This window comes from Streptomyces sp. NPDC002835 (assembly GCF_053591995.1).
In genome coordinates, this window is record NZ_JBSFUW010000037.1 from 21,760 (window position 1) to 46,038 (window position 24,279).

24 protein-coding genes are annotated in these 24,279 nt (G+C 72.3%); 14 read left to right on the forward strand and 10 right to left on the reverse strand.

All coding sequences use genetic code 11. The features are described from left to right. Nucleotides 1-4 precede the first annotated feature (4 nt). Together ACWD01_RS29920 and ACWD01_RS29925 are read left to right on the forward strand one after the other, a co-directional pair. Nucleotides 5-202 carry a hypothetical protein gene (locus ACWD01_RS29920; RefSeq protein ID WP_451166082.1) on the forward strand — a complete coding sequence of 66 codons (198 nt, stop codon included), beginning with the start codon at nt 5-7 and terminating at the stop codon, nt 200-202. 250 nt (nt 203-452) lie between these two features. Beyond that, nucleotides 453-1,199: a PQQ-binding-like beta-propeller repeat protein gene (locus ACWD01_RS29925; RefSeq protein ID WP_451166084.1), complete on the forward strand. Its 747-nt coding sequence runs from the start codon at nt 453-455 to the stop codon at nt 1,197-1,199. On the opposite strand, the gene ACWD01_RS29930 is transcribed toward ACWD01_RS29925, so the two are convergent. Beyond that, nucleotides 1,196-2,080: a DMT family transporter gene (locus ACWD01_RS29930; RefSeq protein ID WP_451166169.1), complete on the reverse strand. Its 885-nt coding sequence runs from the start codon at nt 2,078-2,080 to the stop codon at nt 1,196-1,198. The genes ACWD01_RS29925 and ACWD01_RS29930 overlap by 4 nt on opposite strands. A 137-nt stretch (nt 2,081-2,217) precedes the next feature. Further along, a complete protein-coding gene (locus ACWD01_RS29935) occupies nt 2,218-3,138 on the reverse strand; it encodes a polysaccharide deacetylase family protein (RefSeq protein WP_451166086.1) in 921 nt (306 codons plus the stop codon). A 140-nt stretch (nt 3,139-3,278) separates the two neighbouring features. On the opposite strand from ACWD01_RS29935, the gene ACWD01_RS29940 reads away from it, so the two are divergent. After that, the gene (locus tag ACWD01_RS29940; RefSeq protein WP_451166088.1) at nt 3,279-3,776 is read left to right on the forward strand and encodes a cupin domain-containing protein; all 498 of its coding nucleotides are present in this window, start codon (nt 3,279-3,281) and stop codon (nt 3,774-3,776) included. 153 nt (nt 3,777-3,929) lie between these two features. Continuing rightward, the gene (locus ACWD01_RS29945) at nt 3,930-5,180 is read left to right on the forward strand and encodes a S1 family peptidase (RefSeq protein WP_451166089.1); all 1,251 of its coding nucleotides are present in this window, start codon (nt 3,930-3,932) and stop codon (nt 5,178-5,180) included. A 64-nt stretch (nt 5,181-5,244) separates the two neighbouring features. On the opposite strand, the gene ACWD01_RS29950 is transcribed toward ACWD01_RS29945, so the two are convergent. The 3 genes from ACWD01_RS29950 to ACWD01_RS29960 are packed head-to-tail and all read right to left on the reverse strand — an operon-like array spanning nt 5,245 to nt 8,848. Continuing rightward, entirely contained in the window at nt 5,245-7,569 is a 2,325-nt protein-coding gene (locus ACWD01_RS29950; protein WP_451166091.1) for an FtsX-like permease family protein, read from the reverse strand. 2 nt (nt 7,570-7,571) lie between these two features. After that, nucleotides 7,572-8,345, reverse strand: a complete 774-nt coding sequence (locus tag ACWD01_RS29955) for an ABC transporter ATP-binding protein (protein ID WP_451166093.1) — start codon at nt 8,343-8,345, stop codon at nt 7,572-7,574. After that, on the reverse strand, nt 8,342-8,848 hold the full coding sequence (locus ACWD01_RS29960) for a PadR family transcriptional regulator (RefSeq protein WP_451166095.1): 507 nt from the start codon (nt 8,846-8,848) through the stop codon (nt 8,342-8,344). Before ACWD01_RS29960 ends, ACWD01_RS29955 begins: the two co-directional genes overlap by 4 nt. Nucleotides 8,849-9,015: 167 nt before the next feature. Between ACWD01_RS29960 and ACWD01_RS29965 the strand changes: the two genes are divergently transcribed. The 5 genes from ACWD01_RS29965 (at nt 9,016) to ACWD01_RS29985 (ending at nt 15,859) form a co-directional block, all read left to right on the forward strand. Further along, nucleotides 9,016-10,287 (forward strand): ABC transporter substrate-binding protein, encoded by a 1,272-nt coding sequence (locus ACWD01_RS29965; protein WP_451166097.1) that lies wholly within the window; start codon nt 9,016-9,018, stop codon nt 10,285-10,287. A 223-nt stretch (nt 10,288-10,510) separates the two neighbouring features. Then, a complete protein-coding gene (locus tag ACWD01_RS29970; RefSeq protein ID WP_451166099.1) occupies nt 10,511-12,193 on the forward strand; it encodes a glycoside hydrolase family 13 protein in 1,683 nt (560 codons plus the stop codon). Nucleotides 12,194-12,219: 26 nt separating this feature from the next. After that, nucleotides 12,220-13,560, forward strand: coding sequence for an ABC transporter substrate-binding protein (locus ACWD01_RS29975; protein ID WP_451166101.1), 1,341 nt, complete (start codon nt 12,220-12,222; stop codon nt 13,558-13,560). Between the two features lie 11 nt (nt 13,561-13,571). Then, nucleotides 13,572-14,933 (forward strand): ABC transporter permease subunit, encoded by a 1,362-nt coding sequence (locus tag ACWD01_RS29980; protein ID WP_451166103.1) that lies wholly within the window; start codon nt 13,572-13,574, stop codon nt 14,931-14,933. Next, nucleotides 14,930-15,859 carry a carbohydrate ABC transporter permease gene (locus tag ACWD01_RS29985; RefSeq protein ID WP_451166105.1) on the forward strand — a complete coding sequence of 310 codons (930 nt, stop codon included), beginning with the start codon at nt 14,930-14,932 and terminating at the stop codon, nt 15,857-15,859. The genes ACWD01_RS29980 and ACWD01_RS29985 overlap by 4 nt, the downstream gene beginning before the upstream one ends. A gap of 511 nt (nt 15,860-16,370) precedes the next feature. Here the strand turns inward: ACWD01_RS29985 and ACWD01_RS29990 are convergent. Together ACWD01_RS29990 and ACWD01_RS29995 are read right to left on the reverse strand one after the other, a co-directional pair. Continuing rightward, complete coding sequence (locus tag ACWD01_RS29990; protein ID WP_451166107.1) at nt 16,371-16,718, reverse strand: DUF4333 domain-containing protein; 348 nt, start codon at nt 16,716-16,718, stop codon at nt 16,371-16,373. Between the two features lie 208 nt (nt 16,719-16,926). Further along, on the reverse strand, nt 16,927-17,391 hold the full coding sequence (locus ACWD01_RS29995) for a MarR family winged helix-turn-helix transcriptional regulator (RefSeq protein WP_451166109.1): 465 nt from the start codon (nt 17,389-17,391) through the stop codon (nt 16,927-16,929). 124 nt (nt 17,392-17,515) lie between these two features. Here ACWD01_RS29995 and ACWD01_RS30000 point away from each other — a divergent pair, with 124 nt between their 5' ends. Then, the gene (locus tag ACWD01_RS30000) at nt 17,516-17,932 is read left to right on the forward strand and encodes an organic hydroperoxide resistance protein (protein ID WP_451166111.1); all 417 of its coding nucleotides are present in this window, start codon (nt 17,516-17,518) and stop codon (nt 17,930-17,932) included. A gap of 163 nt (nt 17,933-18,095) precedes the next feature. Next, nucleotides 18,096-18,311, forward strand: a complete 216-nt coding sequence (locus ACWD01_RS30005; protein ID WP_451166113.1) for a hypothetical protein — start codon at nt 18,096-18,098, stop codon at nt 18,309-18,311. Here the strand turns inward: ACWD01_RS30005 and ACWD01_RS30010 are convergent. The 3 genes from ACWD01_RS30010 to zapE form a co-directional block, all read right to left on the reverse strand. Beyond that, the gene (locus tag ACWD01_RS30010) at nt 18,292-19,650 is read right to left on the reverse strand and encodes an alkaline phosphatase PhoX (RefSeq protein WP_451166115.1); all 1,359 of its coding nucleotides are present in this window, start codon (nt 19,648-19,650) and stop codon (nt 18,292-18,294) included. The genes ACWD01_RS30005 and ACWD01_RS30010 overlap by 20 nt on opposite strands. A gap of 108 nt (nt 19,651-19,758) precedes the next feature. Beyond that, a complete protein-coding gene (locus ACWD01_RS30015; protein WP_451166117.1) occupies nt 19,759-20,187 on the reverse strand; it encodes an OsmC family protein in 429 nt (142 codons plus the stop codon). Nucleotides 20,188-20,222: 35 nt separating this feature from the next. Beyond that, nucleotides 20,223-21,299: a cell division protein ZapE gene (gene zapE, locus ACWD01_RS30020; RefSeq protein WP_451166118.1), complete on the reverse strand. Its 1,077-nt coding sequence runs from the start codon at nt 21,297-21,299 to the stop codon at nt 20,223-20,225. A 37-nt stretch (nt 21,300-21,336) separates the two neighbouring features. Here zapE and ACWD01_RS30025 point away from each other — a divergent pair, with 37 nt between their 5' ends. The 3 genes from ACWD01_RS30025 to murC all read left to right on the forward strand — a co-directional run bounded on the left by ACWD01_RS30025 (nt 21,337) and on the right by murC (nt 24,272). Continuing rightward, nucleotides 21,337-22,176 carry a pyrimidine reductase family protein gene (locus tag ACWD01_RS30025; RefSeq protein ID WP_451166120.1) on the forward strand — a complete coding sequence of 280 codons (840 nt, stop codon included), beginning with the start codon at nt 21,337-21,339 and terminating at the stop codon, nt 22,174-22,176. 161 nt (nt 22,177-22,337) lie between these two features. Then, entirely contained in the window at nt 22,338-22,808 is a 471-nt protein-coding gene (locus ACWD01_RS30030) for an indole-3-glycerol phosphate synthase (protein ID WP_451166121.1), read from the forward strand. 57 nt (nt 22,809-22,865) lie between these two features. Beyond that, nucleotides 22,866-24,272 carry a UDP-N-acetylmuramate--L-alanine ligase gene (murC, locus tag ACWD01_RS30035; RefSeq protein ID WP_451166123.1) on the forward strand — a complete coding sequence of 469 codons (1,407 nt, stop codon included), beginning with the start codon at nt 22,866-22,868 and terminating at the stop codon, nt 24,270-24,272. Nucleotides 24,273-24,279 lie beyond the last annotated feature (7 nt).

Sequence of the window (24,279 nt, forward strand, 5' to 3'; positions counted from 1 at the left end):
AGGTATGGACGAGCACGAGCCGTACTGCGAGACCTCGGAGAGCCGGGCGGCGGAGCCGGCCCAGGACGCCGCCGCCGACGGTCCCTTCGCCGAGTGCGTCCTGTGCCGCGAGCCGACGGAGTACCCGGCGTCGGTCGAGGGCGCGCCGCTGTGCCCGGTCTGCGAATGGCGGGAGGCGGAGCGCACGGCCTGCTCAGGCTGACCGCTCGGTCCCCCTGGCACTGCCGACCCCCGACCTCCTCCGACCGCCGGGCCGGTCCCTCGCGTGCCTTCGGGCGAATGGCACGCCGGAGAGGTGTGTTCTCGCTGGGCGCGGTCCTGACGTACGCGGCCACGGGCATCGGCCCGTTCGGTACGGGACCGGCGTAGGCCCTCAACTACCGCATCGTGCACGAGCAGCCCCGGCTGACCGGGCTGCCCGCAGCGCTGCGGGAGGTGGCGGCCTCCACACGGTGTCCTACGACGGAATCCTCCACGCGGGGGGCGCCGCCGACGGCCGGGTCCGGTGGACGGCTGAGGTCGGCAGGCGCAAGGAAATGCTCTGGCCTGTGGTGTCCGGCTACCAGGTGCTCTACATCAGCCGCTCCGGCGGCACGTTGCTGGCGATCGACCCCGCCGACGGGACTGTGCGCTGGACCTACTCCTTCGCGTTCAACGGCTTCAGTTCCCCGCCCGCCCCGGAAATCCACCAGGGCACGGTCTACGTCGTGGCGGAGCAGGGCGTGCTCCACGCGGTGGACAGCGGAACGGGCCGGAAACGCTGGGACTTCGACGCGGGCTCACAGGTCTTCTCGCCCGAGGCGGTGGCGGGCCGCGTCTACATGTGTGGCAGCGCTGAGTCGTACGCCCTGGATCCAGAGACCGGCAGGCCCGTGTGGAGCTTCGAGACTCGAGGGGCGAGCCACCCCGTCCTGGCGGGGGATGCGCTGTTCCACCACGCTGGGTCCAAGGCGCTGTACGCCCTGGACAGCGGTACGGGGAAGCAGCGTTGGCGCTTCCCGCTGCCGAGCGAGGTAAGGCACGCCCCCACGGTCGCGGAGGGTGTGGTCTGTTTCACCGGCGACGACGGGATGCTGCGGGCGGTCGATGCCCGCACGGGAGCCCCCGCCTCAGCCGCCGGCGCGCAGCGCCGTCGCCACCACCGGGCCTGCCGCGCCGCCGCCGGTCCGGACGGCCAGTTGATGATCCGCACGCCCTAAGGCAGGACGGCGCCGGTCTCCTCCGCGGCGGCCAGGGACCGGGCGAGCGGCAGTCTGGCCAGGGCGACGACACCGGCCACCACCAGTGCCACCCCCGCCGCCTCGGGCAGCAGCCACCAGCCGGTGCGGACGTGTTCCTCGAAGAGGAGGATGCCGAGCGTCAGGCTCACCGCCGCGTCCCCGAGGGTGAGCGCGGGCTGGGAGGCGACCAGCGGGCCCGCCTGCATCGCGTGCACCAGCAGGAGGACCGCGGCGACGCCGGCCGCCGCGAACGCGTACGTCTGCCAGGTCGTCAGGAACGCCCTGAGGCCGTGGTCGGCCAGGATGTGCACGGCCTCCTTCATCAGGGCCGCGGTGACGGCGTAGCTGATGGCGGTGGCGCTGCCGAGGAAGGCGGCGCGGGCCCGACCCTCCGGGCGGCGCAGGGCCGCGGCGGAGAGCGCGAGGACCACCGCGGCGCACACCGCGAGCGCAACGACCCAGCGGTCTCCCGGCACGTCCGTCCGGTTGCCCGACGGTGCCGCTGCGGCGAGAGCGATCCCGAGACCCACCACGACACCGGCCACCGCCACCCATCCGGCGCGCGGCAGGCTTCCGTGCAGCAGGAGGGTCGCCAGGATCAGAGCGAGCGGCAGCTCCAGGACGAAGAGCGGCTGGACGATCGTCAGCGGCCCGGTCCCGAGGGCGACGGCCTGGCACAGGCCCGCGACGACGACGGCGAGGATGCCGCCCAGCCAGACGGGCTGCCGCACCAGGTCGAGGATCAGACCGGCGCGGAAGCCTTGCGAGTGCGGGACGACAAGGGCCGCCTTGCGCTGCAGCACCGTGGCGAAGGCGTTGCTGAGCGCCGCGCAGAGCGCGAAGAGCACCGGCAGCAGCATGGGCACGTGGTCGGCCTCCGGCAGTCGACGGTGGGGCGTGCGGCGGGGGCCGCGGTTCCAAGATCCGCGGGCCCGGGTGCCGCTTCTGTCATGGTGCCCACAGCCGGTCCTGCCTGCGAGCCGGCCGGCCGCGGGCGTCAGGGCTGCCGAGGCCCCGGCCGGCCGGAGACCTCCGCGGCCCGGGCCGGAGCGGACTGCCGCATCAGGTCGGAGACCTTGACGAACCGGTAGCCGCGCCGGTGCAGCTCGGGGACGATGCGGCGGACGGCCTCCTCGGTGACGGGGGCGGCGCTGCGGGTGCAGTGCAGGACGACCAGCGACCCGGGCCTCACCTCGTCGAGTACCTGGCGCGCCACGGACCGGGCGTCGGTGGCGAACGCGTCCCCGCTGACGACGTCCCACTGCACGGCGGTGACCTCGGCCCGCGCCACGGCCCGCAGGGCGGCGTCGTCGTAGCAGCCGCCGGGGAAGCGGAAGTACGGCACCACATTGCGTGCCCCGGCCCGTTCGATCGCGGTGAACGCACGCCGTACGTCGGCGGTCATGTCCTCGGCGCCGATCTCGGGGAGGCCGTAGCAGGGGGAGCTGAAGGCGTGGTGGCTGTAGGAGTGGTTCGCGATCTCGAAGAGGGGGTCGGTGCCGATGGCCTTCGCCTGGGCCGGGTACTCCTCGGCCCACCGGCCCGTCATGAAGACGGTCGACGGGACGTCGAGCGTGCGCAGGGCGTCGATCAGCGCCGGGTTGTCGAACCGTTCGCCGCGCGCGGCCCGCGGGCCCTGATCGGCGGTCATGTCGGCGTCGAAGGTGAGGGCGACGGTCTTCGGCCCGGTGCTCCCGTCACCGGCGGCGCGCGTGAACACCGGTGCCAGACCGCCCGGTCCGGGAGCCATGGTCGGCGCGGCCTCGGCGGGGGAGGGGGCGGCCTTCGGCGGTGAGGGCCGGGGAGCGGTGTCGGGGCGGTCGGGAACGGCGGCGCATCCGGCCAGCGCGAAAGCGGACACCGCCAAAGCGATCGATTTCCGAGCATATGTGGTCACTGATGGAAAATATGTGATCATGCGCCCGAGCGAAGTGCGGGACGCTCCTGCGTCAGGGTTGTGTTCCTCCGCCCGGGTCCGGGGCCGGGCGGGCCCGGCCGGTGGATTGCACCGTGCAATGATGCGGTCGGTCTGTGGTCCACGTGTTCTGGAGGAACGGCATGGCAGTGTCCCCGAAGGCCGGAGTGCTCGCCGGCAAGGCGGATCTGCCGGCGGCTGAGGACGACCGGAGCGGCGCCGTCTGGCGGCTGGACCCGGTCGCCAGGCAGCTGGACGCCAACCTGGTCCGCCTCCCGCCGGGCACCCGGGGCGCCGCGCACGTCGAGCCCGACCTGGACGTGCTGGTCTGCGTCGTCGACGGCAGCGGCGAACTGGTGATCGGCGGGGAGCGGCAGCCCCTGGAACCGGGATGCGTGGCCTGGCTGCCGCACGGCATGGAGCGCGCCGTGTCCGCCGGCCCCGCCGGCCTCGCCTACGTCACGGCCCACCGCCGCCGCCCCGGCATGACCATCGGCAACGCCTCCGCCGTCCGCAGGCCCGCCCCCGCCGCGGAACCGGCGTGCATGCTGAACCGCATCTGCCCGGAGTGCGACCGCCCGGCCGAGGACACCGGGGCGCGGTACTGCAGCCGGTGCGGCGCCCGGCTGCCCGCCGCATGAGCCCTTCTCCGCAACGCCGCTGACATCACGTCAGGGAGCGAATTTCGCAGTCGCGATGAGTACAACTCCCCGCCTCTTCCGTATCAACGGTCGGACGCGTCCCCCGGTCTGTCGTCGGCAACCGGATTCCGTATCCCCGCAGGAGGCGGCGAGTTGAGTCACAGGCGAATACCCAAGCGAAAGGCTGTGCTTGCAGGGGCGGGGGCGGTGGGCGTCGTCGCGGCCGCCGTGCTGCTGCCCCACGCCAACGCATCGCAGTCCGGCTCCGGTTCCGAGTCGAAGGCCGAGGCGAGAACACTGAGCGCCGCGGCGGCCCAGGATCTGGTCTCGCAGCTCGGTCCCGAACTCGGTGACGCGTATGCGGGTGCGTACTACGACGCACAGAAGCAGCAGGTCGTCGTCAACGTCAGCGGCGACAGCGACAACGTGATCGTCCAGGTCGACGAGGCGGGCGCCGTCGCGCGGCCCGTCGAGAACAGCCTGAGCGAGCTGAAGTCCGCGGCGGACACCCTGGCCCGCGAGGCCACCGTCCCGGGCACGGCCTGGGCCGTCGACCCCAGGACCAACCGGCTGCTGGTCACCGCGGACCGCACGGTCACCGGTGACGGCTGGAACCAGCTGGAGTCCGCCGTCACGTCCCTGGGCGACGGCATGGCCCGTATCCAGAAGACCGCGGGCGAGTTCAAGCCCTTCCTGGAGGGCGGCGACGCCATCTTCGGCGGCGGATCACGCTGTTCCGTCGGCTTCAACGTGACCACCGGCGACGGACAGCCCGGCTTCCTCACCGCCGGACACTGCGCCGTCGCCGACGACCAGTGGTCCGAGGAGCAGAACGGCGCCCCGATCGGCACGGTGCAGGCGGCGACCTTCCCCGGCGAGGGCGACTTCGCCCTCGTCACGTACGACGACCCCGCCACCGACGCCCCCGGCACGGTCGACCTCGGCAACGGACAGACGCTGGACATCGTGCGCGCGGACGACGCGGCGGTCGGCCAGGAGGTGTTCCGTATGGGCAGCACCACCGGTCTGAAGAGCGGTCAGGTGATCGGTCTGAACGCCACGGTGAACTACCCGGAGGGCACGGTCACCGGCCTGATCCAGACCGACGTGTGCGCGGAGGGCGGCGACAGCGGCGGTGCCCTGTTCACCCGCGACGGCAGCGCGATCGGTCTGACCTCGGGCGGCAGCGGTGACTGCACGTCGGGCGGCGAGACGTTCTTCCAGCCGGTGACGACGGCGCTGGCGGCGGTCGGCGCGCAGCTCGGCGAGGCCGGCGGCGGCGACCAGGGCCAGGCGCAGGGCCAGGACCAAGGCGGTCAAGGCCAGGACCAGGACCAGGGCGGCCAAGACGGCCAGGGTCAGGACCAGGACGGTCAGGACCAGGACGGCTTCGGCGGCAACTGAGCCCCGGCGTCTCCCCCCACCCGTCCGGGGGCGTGCGGCACTCCGCACGCCCCCGGGCGCGTGCTCAGAGCGTCTCGCTCAGCGAGTCCGCCAGCCGCCGCCGCGCCGTCCGCGTCGCCGGCAGTGAGGCCGCCGCCACCGCGCCCACCACGGCGCCGGCGACGACCCCGACCAGCACCGGCCACGGCGGCAGATGGGCGATGCCCGCCCCCATGCCGCTGGAGCTGCCCTGGGCGTCCACCAGCCACACCCCGGTCAGCGCGCCGACGGCGGTCCCCGCGACGGCCGCCACCAGCGCCGTCAGCCCGGCGCCGATCACGATGACCGAGCCGATCTGGCGGGGCGTCAGTCCGATCGCCTTCAGTGCGAGCAGGTCCCGGCCTCGGTCGCGCACCCCGGTGCCGATCAGTGTCAACAGTTCGGTCAGCCCGATCAGGGCCAGTACGGCGATCAGGGCCGCGATCACCCCGCGCGCCGGTTCCAGCCGGTCCGCGGGGTTCGGCGTCTCACGGATCTCCAGCGTGCCGCCCGCCGCCTCGTCGAGTGCGGCCCGTACCGCCCGCGGGTCCGCGTCGTCGGCCAGTACCAGCGCGTGGAAGTCGGGCCGCAGCTGCGGATCGCGGTCCCGCAGGGCGTCGAGGGTCGTGGAGACGACCCGTCCGCCGGACTCCGGTTCGATGCTGCGGCCCACGATGTGCAGTATCTGCGGCCGGCCCTCGACCGTCATCCGCACCCAGTCGCCGACCCGTACGCCCAGCAGGTCCAGCAGCCCCTGTCCGGCGACCGCCTCGTCCGCGCCGCGGGCCGCCCGGCCCTCGGCGACCGCCGACGGGTACGGGTCCTCGGTGGTGCCGAGCCCGCGCAGGGTGATGGTGCCGGTCTGCCCGGGGACGAGTGCGGCCAGCTCGGCGCCGGGATGGACGGCGGCCACCTCGGGCACCCCGGCCAGGGTCCGCAGCAGTTCGTCCTCCGTGGGCCCGCCGGGCTGCTGGGCCCGTACGGTCAGTGCCGCGGGCAGCCCCATCTCGGCGGGCCTGGAGCGGAACTGGTCGAGCGTGGACCAGGCCACCAGCGCGACCGTGATCAGCACCAGCGGCAGCGCGAGACGCCCCACGGCGACGGCCGTACGGCCCCGGCGGGAGAAGGCCGAGCGCCAGCCGAGGACCAGGGCCGGCGGCACCCGCATCCCCAGCGCCCGCCGGCCGAGCACGGTCATCGGCGCGGCCGACGGCTGCGCGGCCCGGGCCACCGGGACCGGCGGGACGCGGCCGGCGCGCCAGGCCGCGAGCCCGGTCGCGGCCGCGATCAGCAGGACCGCGCCGCACGGCACACCGATCATCAGCGCCGCGTATCCGGGCAGGTCCTGCCAGAGGGCGGCCGCGTCGCCTATCCGGCCCGGTATCCGCGCCCCGAGGAGGGCGATCGCCGCCGTCCCGAGGGCGACGCCGAGCAGCGCGAACGCCAGGTGCTGTACCAGGAAGCCGCGCACCACCTGCCCCGGGGTGAAGCCCACGGCCTTGAGCACGGCGATGTCCCGGAGCTGTCCGCGGACCCGGGCGCCGATCGCCCCGGACGCGGCGAGCGCGGCCGCCAGCAGCGCGCCGAGTCCGAAGACGGCGAAGAGCTGGCCGAGCAGCCGGTCGTCGCCGCCGGCCTCGGCCCGCGCCTGCTGCCACTTGGTGACCGTCTCGACCCGGTCGGCACCGAGCAGGGTCACCGCCCGCTGGACCATGAAGTCGGTGTCGCCGGCGTCGTCGAGCCGCAGCCCCACGCTCTGCCCGGTGCCGCCGGGCGCGAGTGAGTCGAGGGTGTCCGGCAGCACCCAGCCGATGCCGGGCCCGCCGCCCGGCCGGTAGGCGGGCTCCGCCGCCTCGGCGACGCCGGTCACGCGCAGGGTGTGCGGCGCGCCGTCCTGCCCGGTGACCCGTACGGTGTCGCCGGGCTCGGCCCACAGCGCCCGGGCGACCGAGCTCTCCAGCACGACGGTGCCCGTCGGGCGGCCGCCGTCGGGCGGCGCGAGCCAGCTCCCGGTGGTCACGAGCGGCCGTGCCACCTCCGGCGGCCGGGTCTCCGCGGCGCGCAGCGCCACCGCGGCCCGCGCGCCCTGCGACTCGACGGTGGTGGCCGCGGTCGGGAACGGGCCGGAGAGACCGGCGACGCCGTCGAGATCCGCGAGGGCGGCCGTGTCGGCGCCCACCCGGGTCTGCAGCCAGATGTGCGCGCCCTGGGACTGGTTGAAGATCCGCTGCCACGGGTTGGCGGCGTAGCTGAACAGCGCGCCCGCGAGCAGCAGCGAGGCGATGATCCCGGCGCTGGCGAGGACGACGAAGAGGGCCTCGCCGCGGTGTGCGCGGAAGTCGGCGTGCGCCCAGCGCAGAGTGGCCCGCACGGTCAGTCCTTCAGTTCGAGCACGCCGGACACCCCGCCGCCCGGGCCGCGGCGTCCGGCGCCGAGCTCGGCGTCGTCCGCGATCCGCCCGTCGAAGAAGCTGATGACACGGTCGGCGGCGCTGGCCATCCGGGCGTCGTGGGTGACCATCACGATCGTCTGACCGCGCTGGTGGAAGCGGGAGAGCAGCCGGAGCACCTCCCGGGTGCCCTTGCTGTCGAGGCTGCCGGCGGGTTCGTCGGCGAGCAGCAGGGCGGGGTGGTTGACCAGGGCCCGGGCGAGCGCGACGCGCTGCTGCTCTCCGCCGGAGAGCTCGCCGGGCATGGACTTCTCGCGGCCTTCGAGGCCGAGCTCGGCGAGGAGTTCGGCACGGGAGTCGCGGGCGGCCCGGGGGGAGGCGCCGGCGAGGAGTGCGGGCAGTTCGACGTTGTCGGCGACGGTGAGGTTGGAGACCAGGTTGAAGAACTGGAAGACGACGCCGATGTGGCGCCGCCGCAGCACCGCCCAGCGGGCCTCGCGGTACTCGTCGACCCGCCGGCCGTCGAGCCACAGCTTCCCGCTGTCGGCCCGCTGGAGGCCGCCGATGAGATGCAGCAGCGTCGACTTGCCCGCGCCGGAGGGGCCGGTGACGGCGACGAACTCGCCGGGCCGGACGGTCAGGTCCACGCCGCGCACGGCGTGCACCGGGGCGCCTTCGCCGTGGTGCGTCTTGGTCAGGCCCTCGGCCCGGACGATCGGCGTGGCGGCCTCGCCCGAAGGGGCTGCGGTGTCGCTCATTCCAGCTCCTCCTGGCAGCGCTCCAGCCAGTCGAGGTCGGCCTGCAGATGCAGCATGGCTCCCTCGATCAGCAGCTGGGAGATCCTGTTGTCACGGTCCTCCGCGGCGGCCAGTTTGGACAGGTCCCGCATGGTGTTGAGGTACTGCCGCCGCTGCTTGTTGATCAGGGCGACCGGATCGGCCAGTCCGGACTGGGGGGCGAGCGCGAGCTTCATGAAGAACTCGTCCCGCACCCGCGGCTCGTCCGTGGTCTCCTCGAACCAGGCCTGCACCGCCTCACGGCCGGCGTCGGTGAGCCGGTACGTGCGCTTGTTGGGCCGGCCCGACTGCTCGACGTCCTCGCCGTCGATCAGACCGCTCTTCTCCAGCCGGCCCAGGGTCACATAGATCTGGCCGACGTTCGGCTGAGGGTACGCGGCGCCGAGGAGCTGTTCAAGGTCCTGCTTCAGCTCGTAGCCGTGCGCGGGGCCACGGGTCAGGAGTGCCAGGAGCGGCAGCCGCACGCGCTCCCCTCCCTCCCGCTGACATGGTTTCCTGTTGCCCCGGCCGCGGCGTGTGTTCTGTGGCACGCGCCTCGTCTGCCTGGACGTCTAGTATCGCCCATGCCTAACGGGTATATATAGGCCGCGATACTCGGCAGCGCAGCCGGATCGTGCACTGGGAGGAACCTATGCGGTGGATGCGTGCCGCGGGTAGGGGACTCCTGGTCGCGGCGGTGGTACTGGCCGGTTACGCGGGTTTCGGCTCCGCCGGCCGGGGCGCGGACCCCGAGGGGCGCGGCCCCATGACGCTCGTGACGGCGGGCGATCTGACCGACTATCTCTCGCCGCTGCTCGACGACTGGAACAGCGGCCACCCCGACGAGCGGGTGACCCTGGTCGAACTGCCGGACTCGGCGGACGAGACACGGGCGCAGATGATCAGCGAGCTGCGCTCCGGCAGCGAACGGTTCGACGTGCTGAACATCGATGTGGCGTGGACGTCCGAGTTCGCCGCGGCGGGCTGGATCTCCCCGCTGCAGCGCGACCGCTTCCCGCTGAAGAGCTTCCTGCGGCCGGTGGTCGACACCGCCACCTTCGACGGGCGGCTGTACGCGGTCCCGTACGTCACCAACGCCGGACTGCTCTACTACCGCAAGGACGTCCTCGACCGGGCGGGCGAGAAGCCGCCGCGCACCTGGGCGGAACTGGCGCGTCAGGCACGCACCATCGCTCCCCGGCAAGGTCTCGACGGTTACGCGGGCCAGTTCCTGCCGTATGAGGGGCTGACCGTCAACGTCGCGGAGGCCGTGCACTCGGCCGGCGGGTCGATCCTGCGGGACGACGGCGACCGGGTCACGGTGGACTCCGCCGCCGCGCGTGAGGCGTTCACCTTCCTGGCGGACGGGGTGCGGGAGGGTTGGATCCCCCGTGAGGCGCTGCGCTACAAGGAGGAGGAGTCCCGGCAGGCGTTCCAGGACGGCAGGCTGCTCTTCCTGCGCAACTGGCCGTACGTCTACTCCGACGCCAGCGCCGAGGACTCCAAGGTCGCGGGGAAGTTCGGCGTGGTGCCGCTGCCCGGGCCCGACGGGCCGGGCACCAGCGTGCTGGGCGGCTCCAACCTGGCGGTGAGCAGCCACTCCCGCCATCCGGCCTCCGCCGCCGACCTGATCGCCTACCTCACCAGCGAGCCAGTCCAGCGCCAGGTGCTCACCGAGGGCTCCCTGCCGCCCGTGCGCGCCGAGCTGTACGAGGACCCGGAGCTCGTGCGGGCCCATCCCTATCTGCCGACGCTGCGCCAGAGCGTGCTGTCCGCGGTGCCGCGCCCCAAGAGCCCGCGCTACGACCAGGTGAGCCTGGCCGTGCAGGCGGTGGCGCAGGACGTCATGGCGCTGCGCCAGACGCCCGAAGAGGCGGTGGCACGGCTCGCGCGCGAACTCGCCGCGATCTCCCGCAGGGACTGACCCGGTCACTTCGTCTGGTTCCTTCGTTCCACAGAGCTCCTACTTACATGTTAGGCAGGAGCTTCTGCTTTTGGTTACCGCATTCCGGGACAAATCCCCCAACCTGATGGCAGTTTCCGGACACACCGTTGACACCTTCCAGTCGCTGGTACTTAACATGCATGCATAACAGCGCACCCGATCCGGGGCGCCCTCGCATCCAGCAGAAACAGGTCGACGCGAGATGCTCAGCACGCTTCCGGCCGCCATCGGCGACCCCTCCCGCCCCGTCACCGCCCCCGATCCCTGGTGGCGCGACGCGGTGATCTATCAGGTCTACGTCCGCAGCTTCCTCGACAGCACCGGGGACGGCATCGGCGACCTGGCAGGCGTGCGGGCCGGGCTTCCCTATCTCAGGAAGCTCGGCGTCGACGGCATCTGGCTCAGCCCGTTCTACCCGTCCCCGCAGCGCGACCACGGCTACGACGTCGCCGACTACACCGGCGTCGACCCCGTATACGGCGACCTCGCCGAATTCGACCGGCTGATGGCCGACGCCGGCCGCCTCGGGCTCCGGCTGCTGCTCGACATCGTCCCCAACCACTGCTCCAGCGAGCACCCGTGGTTCCGCGCGGCGCTCGCCGCCGGCCCCGGCGGCGCCGCCCGCTCCCGCTTCCACTTCGCGCCCGGCCGCGGCCCCGGCGGCGACGAGCCGCCCAACAACTGGCGCGCCATGTTCGGCGGCCCCGCCTGGAGCCGCGTCACCGAGCCCGACGGCGCCCCCGGCGAGTGGTACCTCCACCTGTTCACCCCGGAGCAGCCGGACCTCAACTGGCGCGACCCGGCCGTCGGCGACGACTTCGAGCAGGTGCTGCGCTTCTGGCTGGACCGCGGCGTCGACGGCTTCCGCATCGACGTCGCCGCCGGCCTCTTCAAGCACCCCGCGCTGCCCGACTCCGACGACCCGGAGGCCGACGAGCGGTCTCGCGACTCGGTCAACCCGCTCGCCTGGAACCAGCCCGAGGTCCACGACGTGTGGCGCCGCTGGCGCGCGGTGTGCGACGAGTACGCCGAACGGGACGGCAGGGACCGGCTCCTCGTCGGCGAGGTCTCCGTACCCACCGCACGCGAGCACGCCGAGTACGTCCGCCCCGACGAACTGCACCAGGCCTTCTTCTTCGACCTGCTCTCCGCCCCCTGGGACGCGGACGCCTTCCGCTCGACGATCGACGAGGCGATACGCGATATCGCCGGCACCGGCTCGACCGTCACCTGGGTGCTCAACAACCACGACCAGGTCCGCACCGTCACCCGGTACGCGGGCGAGCCCGGCGTGGAGGGCAGCGGCCTCGGCGCCGCCCGCGCCCGCGCCGCGGCCCTCCTGATGCTCGCCCTCCCCGGCGCCGCCTACGTCTACCAGGGCGAGGAGCTCGGCCTCCCCGAGGTCCTCGACCTGCCGGACGAGGTGCTGACCGACCCGATCTTCCACCGCACCGGCAGCCGCAAGCGCATCCGCGACGGCTGCCGCGTTCCACTGCCCTGGTCCGGCCACGCTTCCCCGTTCGGCTTCAGCCAGGGCGCGGCCGGGGCCCGGCCGTGGCTCCCGCAACCCGAGTGGTTCGCGGAACACGCCACCGACCGGGCCCTGGCCGACACCCGCTCCTTCTGGCACCTCTACCGCGACGGCCTGCAACTGCGCCGCAGCCTGCCGCAGCTCGGCGAAGGCACTCTGCGCTGGCTGGACGCGCCCGCACAGGTGCTGGCCATGGCCCGCGGCGACGGGCTGATCTGCGCCGTCAACTTCGGCACGGACCCGGTGCCCGCCCCCGTGTCCGGAACCCCCCTGCTCGCCAGCGGTCCCTGCCCCGACGGTGTGCTCCCCGGAGCGACCGCCGCCTGGTGGACCGGCGACCACCCCGTCTCCTGACCCTCACCCCTGGAAGGACCCTCACCATGCGAAGCACCAGCAGAAGGACCACCACCCTGCGCACGACGGCCGCGGCCTCCGCCGTACTCGGCCTCACCCTCGGCGTGACCGCCTGCGGCGGCAGCACCACCGGACCCGCGAGCGGCGGCGAACTCAGCGGCAAGACCGTGACCGTCGCCGGCGTGTGGACCGGCAGCGAGCAGAAGAACTTCAAGAAGGTGCTCGACGCCTTCAGCGAGAAGACCGGCGCCAAGACGGTCTTCGTCCCCTCCGGCGACAACGTCTCCACCTTCGTCGGCAGCAAGATCGAGGGCGGCAACGCCCCCGACGTCGTGATGGTGCCCCAGGTCGGCGTCCTCCAGCAGTTCGCCAAGGAGGGCTGGCTCAAGCCGCTGTCCGACGAGACCGCGAAGACGGCCACCGACGGGCTCGCCCCCGTGTGGAAGAACTACGGCACCGTCGACGACACCTACTACGGCCTCTACTTCAAGGCCGCCCACAAGTCCACCGTCTGGTACAGCCCCGAGGCGTTCACCCAGGCCGGCGTCAGCACGCCCAAGACGTACGCCGACCTCCTCAAGACCGGCCACACCCTCGCCGACTCCGGCCGTCCCGCCTTCGCGGTGGCCGGCGAGGACGGCTGGACCCTCACCGACTGGTTCGAGAACATCTACCTCTCCCAGGCCGGCCCCGAGAAGTACGACCAGCTCGCCCAGCACGAACTGAAGTGGACCGACGAGAGCGTCGTCAAGGCGCTGACCACGCTGGGCGAACTGTTCAAGGACGACCAGCTCGTCGCGGGCGGCGCGAAGTCCGCGCTGCAGACCGACTTCCCGGCCTCCGTCGAGCAGGTCTTCGGCCCCGAGCCCAAGGCGGCCATGGTCTACGAGGGCGACTTCGTCGGCGGCATAGCCAAGGACGAGTTCGGCCGCAAGCTCGGCGAGGACGCCGACTTCTTCCCGTTCCCCGCGGTCGACGGCGGCAAGGCCCCCGTGGTCAGCGGCGGTGACGCGGCCGCCGTCCTCAAGGACGGCAAGAACAGCGAGGCCGGCATGAAGCTCCTCGAGTTCCTCGCCACCCCGGAGGCGGCCGAGATCTGGGCCGGCGCCGGCGGGTTCCTCTCGCCCAACAAGAACGTCAGCCTCGACGCGTACGGCGACGACACCACCCGGTCCACCGCCGAGTCTCTCATCGCCGCGGGCAACTCGGTCCGCTTCGACATGTCCGACCAGGCGCCGGCCGCGTTCGGCGGCACCAAGGGCGCGGGCGAGTGGAAGCTCCTCCAGGACTTCCTGCGCGACCCGTCCGACCCGAAGGCCACCGCCGCCAAGCTCGAGGCCGCGGCCGCCAAGGCGTACGGGAACTGAGGCATACCGCCATGGCCGACACACTCAAGGCGCGGGCCCCCGGGGCCCGCACCCCCCACTCCGGCGCCGCGCCCGACCCGCGGCGCCGGGCCCAGCGCAGAAAACGCCGCCTTGCGGTCCTCTTCGTCCTGCCGGCCCTGTTGCTCCTCGGCGCGCTCGTCGTCTACCCCGTCGTCTTCTCCGTCGGGCGCAGCCTGTTCGACGCCAGCGGCGAGCAGTTCGTCGGCGCGGCGAACTACACCGAGATCTTCCAGGACCCCGCCACCCTCAAAGCCATCCGCAACAGCACCATCTGGGTCGTCGTCGCACCCGTCCTGCTGACCGGCCTCGGCCTGATGCTGGCCGTCCTCACGGAGAAGGTGCGCTGGGCGACCGCCTTCAAACTGGTGCTCTTCCTGCCCATGGCGGTCTCTTTCCTCGCCGCGGGCATCATCTTCCGCCTCGCGTACGAACAGGACCCCGACCGCGGTGTGATCAACGCGGCCGTGGTCGCCGTCCACGACTCCTTCGAGGACCCCGCCGCCTACCCGACGGCCCGTGTCCGCGAGAACCAGGGCCTGGCCGGAAAGGCCGGCGGCCCGTACACCACGACGGAGGCCGTCCGCCCCGGCGGCTCGGTCACCCTCGGCTTCGTCGGCGTGGCACCCGACGCGATCCCGGCTCAGGCACGGGCCGCCGCCGTCCCCAGCCCCGCGGCGGACGAGCTCGGCGGCGTCGCCTACCTCGACTTCGCCCCGGGCGGCAGCGGCACCCAGGGCAAGGTCGACCCGGCGGAGAAGGGCCTGCCCGGCATGACCGTCGAGGCCGTCCGCGACGGAAAGGCCGCGGCCACCACGACCACCGCAGCCGACGGCTCGTTCAGCTTCACGGGCCTCGCCGACGGCGCGTACACCGTCCGGCTGCCCGCCTCGAACTTCGCCGCGCCCTACCAGGGCGTGAACTGGCTCGGGCCGGCGCTGGTCACCCCGGCCATCATCGGCGCGTATCTGTGGGTGTGGACCGGCTTCGCGATGGTGCTCATCGGCGCCGGACTCGCCGCGATCCCGCGCGACGCGCTGGAGGCGGCCCGGATGGACGGCGCCTCCGAGGGCCAGATCTTCCGCAAGATCACCGTGCCGCTGCTGGCGCCCGTGCTCACGGTCGTCTTCGTGACGCTGGTCATCAACGTGATGAAGGTCTTCGACCTCGTCTACATCATCGCGCCCGGACCGGTCCAGGAAGAGGCCAACGTCCTCGCCACCCGGATGTGGCTGGTGTCCTTCGGCGGCGGCAACGACCAGGGACTCGGCAGCGCCCTGAGCGTGCTGCTGCTCCTGCTGGTCGTTCCGGCCATGATCTTCAACGTCCGGCGCTTCCGAAGGAGCCGATCATGAGCGGCCGCACCACCGTCGAGCGCCGGCCGGCCGACCGGGCCGCCGTCCGGCCCGTCCCCCTGCCGCCGCCCACCGCCCGACGCCGCAAGAGCCGGCTCGCCGCCTGGCTGAGCAACGGAGCGGTCCAGGCCGTGCTCGTCCTGGTCGCGCTCGTCTGGATCACACCGCTGGCGGGCCTGTTCCTCTCCTCGATGCGCTCCGAGCGGGACAACGCGTCCGACGGCTGGTGGACAGCGCTGACCGACCCGTCGCAGTTGTCTCTGGACAACTACACGGCGCTCTTCGAGGACTCCGGCATCGGCGAGGCCTTCTGGAACACGGTCCTCATCTCGGTGCCCACGACCCTCCTGGTCGTCGGTATCGCTGCCCTCGCCGGATACGCCTTCGCGTGGCTGGACTTCCCCTTCCGCGACGGCATCTTCCTCGTCGTCGTCGGCCTGCTGGTCGTGCCCGTCCAGATCGGCCTGCTGCCGGTCGCCAAACTGTTCGGCACGATCGGCCTGTTCGGGACGGTCGCGGGCGTCGTGCTCTTCCACGTCGCCTACGGTCTGCCGTTCGCGGTCTTCCTGCTGCGGAACTACTTCGCCGAGATCCCGCGGGAGATGCTGGAGGCCGCGCGGATGGACGGCGGCTCGGAGTGGCGCATCTTCTCCCAACTGGTCCTGCCCCTCGGCCGCCCGGCCCTCGCGAGCCTGGCGATCTTCCAGTTCCTGTGGGTGTGGAACGACATGCTCGTCGCGCTCCTCTTCGCGGACAGCGAGTCCCAGCCGCTGACGGTGGCGCTCCAGTCCCAGATGCGCCAGTTCGGCAGCAACATCGGCGTCCTGGCGCCGGGGGCGTTCCTGTCGCTGGTGGTCCCGCTGGTGGTCTTCTTCGCCTTCCAGCGGCACTTTGTGCAGGGCGTGATGGCGGGGTCGGTGAAGTAGGGGGGGCGCGTGCGGGGGGCGGGTCCGCTGCGCGGGGGCGTGTTCCCCTACCCGCCCCTTCCCGAACCGGGGGGTTCCGCCCCCGGGCCCCGTACCGCGCTTCGCGCGGCAGTTGGGGGCTCCGCCCGAGGCTGTGTGCCGCTGGGTGGGCGGGCCCGGGCTTCGCCCGGGCCCGGTACCGCCCTCCGGGCGGTGGCCTCAATCTCCCCCTACGGCCTGGCGGCCGTGGGTGGTACCCCCAGGCCGGGCTTGATTTGCCGCTGCGCGGCAACCCGGCCCGCCGGGCAAGCCCAACCTCGCTGCGCGAGACAGGGGCGCCCACGAGGACAACTCAAGCCCCGCCAAGCGCTCAAGGCCCCCGACCCGGCACGGAACTGGGCACATCCAGCCTCGCCGGCGTTTGAGGCGCGGGGGTCCGGGGGCGGAGCCCCCGAAACACCGCGCGGAGCGCGGTACCGGGGCCGGGAGGAGTCCGGGGCGGTGTCGGGGGGCACCGCCCCGGACTCCGTGTTTACTCGGTGTCGTCGACCACGAAGTTGTAGTTGACCCGGCCGCCGTTGACCGAGACGGCGGTGACGGTGACGCCCAGGGTGTCGCTGCCCGCGGTGAGCTCGCAGCGGATCGTGGCGCCGACTCGCGCCGGGAGGTGCTCGGGACAGGTAACGCGGTCGGGACGCTTGCCCGTGTCCGCGGCAAGCTTGTCGGAGATCGTCTGCGCGACTCGGGTCTTGTGGACAGCTCCGTCCTCGCTGACGTCCCCGGGTGCCGCGGATTCGTCACCGGCCGGCGCCTCTCCAGCCGTCGGCGTCTCCCCGGTCTGCTTCTCCTCGCCGGCCGCCGACTCGTCCTTCTTCTTCACGTCACCGACGCTGAACGAGTATCCCGTGGTGAGAAGAACCGTAGTGCGCCCAGCGCTGCCGCGGCCGCCATTCTGCTACGCCCCGTGTGGCGCCTCCTGGTCTATGGGTGATAGCACAAAGATCAGGACTGTGTGATCCGCCGACCGGTTCTGCGCATGAGCGGTTGGCATCGGACTGTTGCAGGATCGGCACCTCGCCGCCCAGCCGTTACGCGTGCGCGTCGAGCGTCGTCGTCAGCGCGTCCAGTTCCTCCCGCAGCGCCCGGATCCGCTCCAGCGTCAGCCCCGTCGCCTCCGCGATCCGCCGCGGCGTGCCGAGCGCCCGCTCGCGCAGCGCGCGCCCCGCCGGGGTCGGCCGGGCCGTGACCGAGCGTTCGTCCGCCGCGCTGCGCCGGCGCTCCACGTAACCCGCCGCCTCCAGGCGCTTCAGCAGCGGGGACAGCGTCCCCGAGTCCAGCCGCAGATGTTCGCCGATCTGCTTCACCGGTAGTTCGCCGTGCTCCCACAGGACCAGCATCACCAGGTACTGGGGGTAGGTGAGCCCCAGCTCCTTCAGTGCTGCCCGGTACACGCCGTTGAAGGCACGCGACGCGGTGTGCAGCGAGAAGCAGATCTGGTGCTCGAGGCGGAGGAAGTCCTCGTCCGGCACGTCCCGCAGCGTCTTCTTCTCCATGCGCCCACCATACCAAGCTGCGCCCCATTGAGTTGTGCGCAACTTAATTGTGTGCTTCTATTCGTGAGGTCGGTTCCTGACCCCTACCGACCACGACTCCGTCAAGACGAAGAGGGATTCACCCATGGACGCCCTGTACACCGCTGTCGCCACCGCCAACGGCCGCGAAGGCCGTGCCGTCAGCTCGGACGGCCAGATCGACCTGCCGCTCGCCTTCCCCGCCGCCCTCGGCGGCAACGGCCAGGGCACCAACCCCGAGCAGCTCTTCGCCGCCGGGTACGCCGCCTGCTTCGCCAGCGCCATGGGAGCCATCGGCCGCCAGGAGAAGATCGACGTCAAGGACGCCTCGGTGACCGCTGAGGTCAGCATCGGCAAGGACGCCGCCGACGGTGGCTTCGCGCTCTCCGTGATCATGCGGGTCGAGCTCCCCGACCACCTGCAGGGCGAGGCGGGCCAGGACCTGCTGAAGAAGACGCACGAGTACTGCCCCTACTCCAAGGCGACCCGCGGCAACCTCCCGATCGAGCTCATCGTCGAATAGTCGTCGTCGGGCTGTCGCCGAGCAGCCGGCCCTGCCGGGTGGCACCGTTCCGACGGGGCCACCCGGCAAAAGGTGCTCCCGGCCGTGAATCCGCTTAGCTTGGCCGGGACCGGAGCCGCGCGGCAGTCCGCTGTCGCGAGCAGTGCCCGAAGGGTGGTGAATCGTGTCGGACGCCGACCTGCCGAACCGTGCCCCACCGCCCGCGGGCGACCTGGGAGAGGCCCTTCTGGAGGTGCTGCTCGCCCGGTCCCCGGCGGACCTCCTGGTGCTGGACGAGCACCTGCGTGTGCTGCGCTGCGATGCCGCCGGCACCGCGGCGGGGGAGCCCTCGCGCGGAACGCTCGGCTACCGCAGCCCGCTCAGCACCACGGCCCCGTGACCGCGAACGTCGTGCCGGGCCGGTAGCAGTTCAGGTACATCGTGTCGCCGTCCGGGGAGAACACGACGCCGGCGAACTCGCCCCACTCGGGCTCGTCCGGTGTGCCGATGTTTTGCGCGTTTCTGGCCGCCGGGTACACCTCGCCGCGCTTGGTCAGCCCGTACACGTGCTGGGCGCCGTTGCCGTCCTCGCAGACCATCAGGCCGCCGCTGGGCGCCAGGCAGATGTTGTCCGGGAACTCGCCGGGCATGTCGATCCCGGTGCCGGGGCCGAAGACGACGACCAGGGTGAGGCGCCGGCGGTGCGGCTCGTACTTCCACACCTGGCCGAAGTGGTCGCCGGCGGAGCCCTCCGAGCTGCGGGCGTAGCTGGAGACGAAGTACACCGATCTGCCGCCCCAGTAGCAGCCCTCCAGCTTCTGGGCGTGGGTGATGCCCTTCGGGCCGAAGTCCTGGAGCCTGATGGGGGTTTGCTTGGCCTGGCTGTCCGGTACGGGCACCCATTCGATCCGGTCGAACGACGCGCCGATGTCCTTGATCTCCGACAGGTCGGGCACGCCCGGTACCCGCATCGCCTCCAGTGCGCCGCCCGCGCGGAGTGAACCGGTGCCGCCCAGCGGCTTGTCGGGCAGGAAGCGGTAGAAGAGGCCGAAGGGGCGGTCGAACGCGTCCTCCGTCTCGTACACGATCCCGCTCCCGGGGTCGACGGCGATCGCCTCGTGCTGGAAGCGGCCCATCGCGGTGAGCGGCACGGCACCGGTGCGGTGCGGGTCGGCTCCGTCGACCTCGAAGATGAAGCCGTGGTCCTTGGTGTAGCCGTTGGTGCCGGCCCGGTCCTCGTTCTCCTCGCAGGTCAGCCAGGTGTTCCAAGGGGTGGGGCCGCCCGCGCAGTTGACGGCGGTGCCGGCGATGGCGACCCGCTCGCCGAGGACCTCGCCCCGGCCGTCGAGTTCGAGGGCCGTGCAGCCGCCCCTGGCCGCGGGGTCGTAGGTCAGGCCCTCGACGGTCGGTACGCCGATGGTGGCGGTGTGGCGGTTCTCGTGGTTGCGGACGAGGTGGATCCGCCCGCGGCGGCCCGGGAGGGCTGCCATGCCGTCGTGGTTGGACGGGACCGGGCCCTCGCCGGAGCGCAGTGGGTCGCCCTCGCGGGACAGGACCCGATAGCGGAAACCTTTCGGCAGGTCGAGCAGTCCGTCCGGGTCGGGGACGAGAGGGCCGTACCCGCGGTGACCACGGGCGGCCGCGGTGCCGGCGAAGAGTTCGGAGAAGGCGCCCGTGAACGCGATCCCGGCGCCGAGCGCGCCGGTACGGGCCAGAATTTCACGTCGTGTTGCGGACATATGAGGCAACTTCCTGTTGGCGGACAGGAGATGTGACCCGCACGGTGTATCACGCAGAGAACGCGAGACGTAACCGTGCGGGCCACTGTGCCTCGAGGTGCCTGTGTGCTAGGCGAGCGACGCGCTGAGGGTGATCTTCGTGGCCTTCAGCGCCTGGCTGACCGGGCAGTTCTCCTTGGCGACCTCGGCGGTCTTGACGAAGTCCGCCTCGTCCATGCCCGGCACCTCGCCGACGACGGTGAGGTGGACGCCGGTGATGCCCTCACCCGGCTGGAAGGTCACCTCGGCCTTGGTGTCCAGGCGGGCCGGCGGGGTCCCCGCACCGGCGAGGGCGTGCGAGAAGGCCATGTTGAAGCAGCTGGAGTGCGCGGCCGCGATCAGTTCCTCGGGGCTCGTCCTGCCGCTCTCCGCGGGCTCGGTCCGAGCCGCCCAGGTGACCGGGTACTCGCCGATGCCGGAGGAGTCGAGGGTGACGACGCCCTTGCCCTCGAGCAGGCTGCCTTCCCAGACGGTGTGGGCCTGGCGGGTGGTGGCCATGATGGTTCCCTTCAGATCGGGTTACGGCCCCAAACCTACTGCGCCACCAAGGGCTTCGCGTCGCGTGCCAGCGCGGTGAGCCGCGAGATCGCCCGGAAGTACTTCTTCCGGTAGCCGCCGTTCAGCATCTCGTCACTGAACAGCTGATCGAACGGCAGGCCGGAGGCGAGCACCGGCACCTCCCGGTCGTACAGCCGGTCCGCGAGTACGACCAGCCGCAGTGCGGTCGACTGGTCGGGCACCGGCCGGACATCGGTGAGGCACACGGCCCGCACCCCGTCGGTGAGCGCCCCGTACCGGCTGGGGTGCACTTTCGCGAGGTGCTCCAGCAGATGCGGGAAGTCGTCGAGGGACGCGCCCTCCGCGGCGTACGCGGCGCTGGTGACCTGCTCGTCCGAGTACGGGGGAGGGGCCTCCGGCAGCCCGCGGTGACGGTAGTCCTCGCCGTCGATCCGCAGCGGGCGGAAGTGGGCGGACAGGCCCTGGATCTCGCGCAGGAAGTCGGCGGCGGCGAAACGGCCCTCGCCGAGCTTGCCGGGCAGCGTGTTGGAGGTCGCCGCGAGCGCCACACCGGCGTCGACCAGCCGGCGGAGCAGCGAGGAGACGAGGACGGTGTCGCCCGGGTCGTCGAGCTCGAACTCGTCGATGCACAGCAGCCGGTGCCCGCTCAGCGTCTGCACCGTCTGCTGGAAGCCCAGCGCGCCGACCAGATTGGTCAGCTCCACGAAGGTGCCGAACGCCTTGAGCGACGGTTCCGCGGGGGTGGCGTGCCACAGCGACGCGAGCAGGTGGGTCTTGCCGACGCCGTACCCGCCGTCGAGGTAGACGCCGCGGGGGCCGGCGGGGGCTGTCTTCCTGGGGGTCCTGGCGAACCAGCGCCGTCGGCCGCTGCCGGTGGATTGCGCCCCGCCGAGGCCGGAGGCGAAGTCGCTCAGCACCTTGACGGCCTCGACCTGGCTGGGCTGCTTCGGGTCGGGCACGTAGGTGTCGAAGCGGACCGAGTCGAAACGCGGCGGCGGCACCATCTCCGCGACCAGGCGGTCGGCGGGGACGTGCGGCTCGCGGGCGCAGAGCGACAGGGGAGCGGCTTCGGTTATCGGGCTGGTCGGCACAGTACTCCACTGTAAGGGGCGTGCCAGACTGCACCGTATGCGACGCCTGTTCCCTGTGACCGACCAGACAGCGGCAGCCGGCGACCGGGAGTGGTCGCTGGACGAGTTGGCCGCGGCCTACGCGTACCCCGAGCGGGGCATGGCCGCGGGCGGTGAGGCGGGCGCCGGCGGCAGCCCCGGCCACGGGGCGGCCGAGGCCCGCAGCGCGGGCGGCGGCGTGTGGCTGCGCGCCAACATGGTCTCTTCGCTCGACGGGGCGGCCCAGCACGAAGGCCGCTCGCAGCCGATCTCCTCCGCCGCCGACATGCGGATCTTCGGTACCCTGCGGGGCCTGGCCGACGCCGTGGTGGTGGGCGCCGAGACGGTCCGGCTGGAGGGCTACCGCCCCGCCCGTGCCCGTGACGCCTTCGCGGAGCGCAGGGCCGCCGCTGGGCAGGGGCCCGCCCCCGCGATCGCCGTGGTCAGCGCCTCGCTGAACCTGGATTTCTCGCTCCCGCTGTTCACCGAGCCGCTGGTGCCGACCCTGGTGCTGACCGGCGCGGCCGCCTCGCCGGAGCGGATCCACGCGGCGGAGAAGGCCGGCGCGGAGGTGGTCGTCGCGGGTGACGGGCCCGGTGTCGAGCCCGCCAGGGCGGTGCACGCGCTCGCGGAGCGCGGGCTGGTGCGGCTGCTGACCGAGGGCGGCCCGAGGATGCTGGGTCAGTTCGCGGCCGCCGGGGTACTGGACGAGCTGTGCCTGACCGTGTCCCCGACGATGACCGTGGGGGACGCGCAACGCATCGCGGGCGGGCCGGGGCTGCCCGATCCGGCGCGGTTCGCCCTGGATTCCGTGCTGGAGGAGGCCGGATTCCTGTTCACGCGCTACCGGCGCGTCTGACGGCCACGTCCGGCAATTAGCGGAATTTACCGTTCCGTTTAGTCTCTGGCGGGCACACTTGATTGCGCACGCTCCCCGTACGGGCACGGGGGAAGGACGGCTGGTTTCCGCAGTACCGCACTATCCGCTCCATCCGCAGTTTCCGCAGAAGGGCTCCTGAGGTGTTCACAAGCGTATTGATGATCGAGAAGCCCCTGACCTCGGAGGACGTGGAGTTCGTCACCACGCTGCACGGCGAGGAGGGTGTCGCCTTCGTCGTCCTCATGCAGCCGCGCGGGGACCAGGCCGATGTACTGCTGCGCGCCATCGACGACGTCGCCGTCGGTGATCTGAAGGACGCGGTCCGCGAGGGCGAGGAGCCCGCGGGGGCCGAGGCCAAGGCGCCCGCCCAGCGGGCACTGGAGCACTCGCTCGCCGCCCTGCGCGCGGCGGGCTGCGAGGCGGTCGGCCATCTCGTCGAGGACCACCCGCTGAACAAGCTGAAGTCCGTGGTCGACGAGGCGGACGCCGACGAGGTGATCGTCCTGACCGAGCCGCACTACGTCGAGGAGTTCTTCCACCGCGACTGGGCGTCCAGGGCCCGCCACAAGGTCGGCGTCCCCGTCCTGAAACTCTTCGCGCACAGCGAGTAGTCCCACAGGCAATAGGGTGGGCAGCCGCACGTAGTCGTACAGCTTGGGGAGAAGACCATGGCACCCGCCGTTCCCGCCGCCGTTCCCGGCGCGATGGAGCGCCCGCACTTCATCGGCATCGGCGGAGCCGGCATGTCGGGCATCGCGAAGATCCTCGCCCAGCGCGGCGCGAAGGTCGCGGGCAGCGACGCCAGGGACTCGGCGACCGCCGAGGCCCTGCGCGCCCTCGGCGTCACCGTGCACATCGGCCACGCCGCCGGGCACCTGGCCGACGACGCCACGAGCGTCGTCGTCTCCAGCGCCATCCGCGCCGACAACCCGGAGCTCGTGCGCGCCGCCGAGCTGTCCGTCCCGGTCGTCCACCGCTCGGACGCACTGGCCTCGCTGATGACCGGGCTGCGCTCCATCGCCGTCGCCGGCACGCACGGCAAGACCACGACGACCTCGATGCTGGCCGTCGCCCTGACCGAGCTGGGCCTCGACCCGTCGTACGCGATCGGCGGCGACCTCGAGGGTCCGGGCACCAACGCGCGGCACGGCAGCGGCGACATCTTCGTCGCCGAGGCGGACGAAAGCGACCGCAGCTTCCACAAGTACGACCCCGAGGTCGCGATCGTCCTCAACGTGGAGCTGGACCACCACGCCAACTACGCCTCGATGGACGAGATCTACGAGTCCTTCCAGACCTTCGTCGGCAAGGTCGTGCCGGGCGGCACACTGGTGATCTCCGCCGACCAGTCGGGCGCCGCCGAGCTCACCCGCCGGGTGCGCGACGTGTCCTCGGTGAAGGTCGTCACCTACGGCGAGTCGGAGGGGGCCGACGTTCGTGTGCACAAGATCACGCCGCGCGGCCTGACCAGTGAGGTCACCGTCCTGCTGAACGGCAGGCTGCTGACCTTCACGGTGTCCGTCCCCGGCCGCCACTACGCGCTGAACGCGGTCGCCGCGCTCGCCGCCGGCACCGCCCTCGGCATCCCCGCGCACAACCTGGCCTCCGCCCTCGGCACGTACACCGGCGTCAAGCGCCGCCTCCAGCTCAAGGGCGAGGCCGCCGGCGTCCAGGTCATCGACTCGTACGCGCACCACCCGACCGAGATGACCGCCGACCTGGAGGCCATGCGCGGCGCGGGCGACGGCTCCCGGCTGCTGGTCGTCTTCCAGCCGCACCTCTTCTCCCGCACCCAGGAGCTGGGCGCCGAGATGGGTCAGGCGCTGGCCTTCGCGGACGCCTCGGTCGTCCTCGACATCTACCCGGCCCGCGAGGACCCGGTCCCCGGCGTCACCAGCGAACTGATCATCGACGCGGCGAAGGCGGCAGGCGCGGAGGTCACGGCCGTCCACGACAAGGCTGCGGTGCCCGACGTGATCGCGGGAATGGCGAAGCCCGGCGATTACGTTCTCACCATGGGCGCGGGAGACGTCACGGACCTCGGTCCGCTGATCCTGGCCCGGCTGTCGAACTGAGGGAGGC

Bases quoted from the DNA above. Each gene is read 5' to 3' on its own strand.
- ACWD01_RS29920 (WP_451166082.1), top strand. From the start codon at position 5: ATGGACGAGCACGAGCCGTACTGCGAGACCTCGGAGAGCCGGGCGGCG.
- ACWD01_RS29930 (WP_451166169.1), bottom strand. From the start codon at position 2,080: ATGCTGCTGCCGGTGCTCTTCGCGCTCTGCGCGGCGCTCAGCAACGCC.
- ACWD01_RS29935 (WP_451166086.1), bottom strand. From the start codon at position 3,138: ATGATCACATATTTTCCATCAGTGACCACATATGCTCGGAAATCGATC.
- ACWD01_RS29940 (WP_451166088.1), top strand. From the start codon at position 3,279: ATGGCAGTGTCCCCGAAGGCCGGAGTGCTCGCCGGCAAGGCGGATCTG.
- ACWD01_RS29955 (WP_451166093.1), bottom strand. From the start codon at position 8,345: ATGAGCGACACCGCAGCCCCTTCGGGCGAGGCCGCCACGCCGATCGTC.
- ACWD01_RS29965 (WP_451166097.1), top strand. From the start codon at position 9,016: ATGCGGTGGATGCGTGCCGCGGGTAGGGGACTCCTGGTCGCGGCGGTG.
- ACWD01_RS29970 (WP_451166099.1), top strand. From the start codon at position 10,511: ATGCTCAGCACGCTTCCGGCCGCCATCGGCGACCCCTCCCGCCCCGTC.
- ACWD01_RS29975 (WP_451166101.1), top strand. From the start codon at position 12,220: ATGCGAAGCACCAGCAGAAGGACCACCACCCTGCGCACGACGGCCGCG.
- ACWD01_RS29980 (WP_451166103.1), top strand. From the start codon at position 13,572: ATGGCCGACACACTCAAGGCGCGGGCCCCCGGGGCCCGCACCCCCCAC.
- ACWD01_RS29985 (WP_451166105.1), top strand. From the start codon at position 14,930: ATGAGCGGCCGCACCACCGTCGAGCGCCGGCCGGCCGACCGGGCCGCC.
- ACWD01_RS29995 (WP_451166109.1), bottom strand. From the start codon at position 17,391: ATGGAGAAGAAGACGCTGCGGGACGTGCCGGACGAGGACTTCCTCCGC.
- ACWD01_RS30000 (WP_451166111.1), top strand. From the start codon at position 17,516: ATGGACGCCCTGTACACCGCTGTCGCCACCGCCAACGGCCGCGAAGGC.
- ACWD01_RS30010 (WP_451166115.1), bottom strand. From the start codon at position 19,650: ATGTCCGCAACACGACGTGAAATTCTGGCCCGTACCGGCGCGCTCGGC.
- ACWD01_RS30015 (WP_451166117.1), bottom strand. From the start codon at position 20,187: ATGGCCACCACCCGCCAGGCCCACACCGTCTGGGAAGGCAGCCTGCTC.
- ACWD01_RS30025 (WP_451166120.1), top strand. From the start codon at position 21,337: ATGCGACGCCTGTTCCCTGTGACCGACCAGACAGCGGCAGCCGGCGAC.
- murC (WP_451166123.1), top strand. From the start codon at position 22,866: ATGGCACCCGCCGTTCCCGCCGCCGTTCCCGGCGCGATGGAGCGCCCG.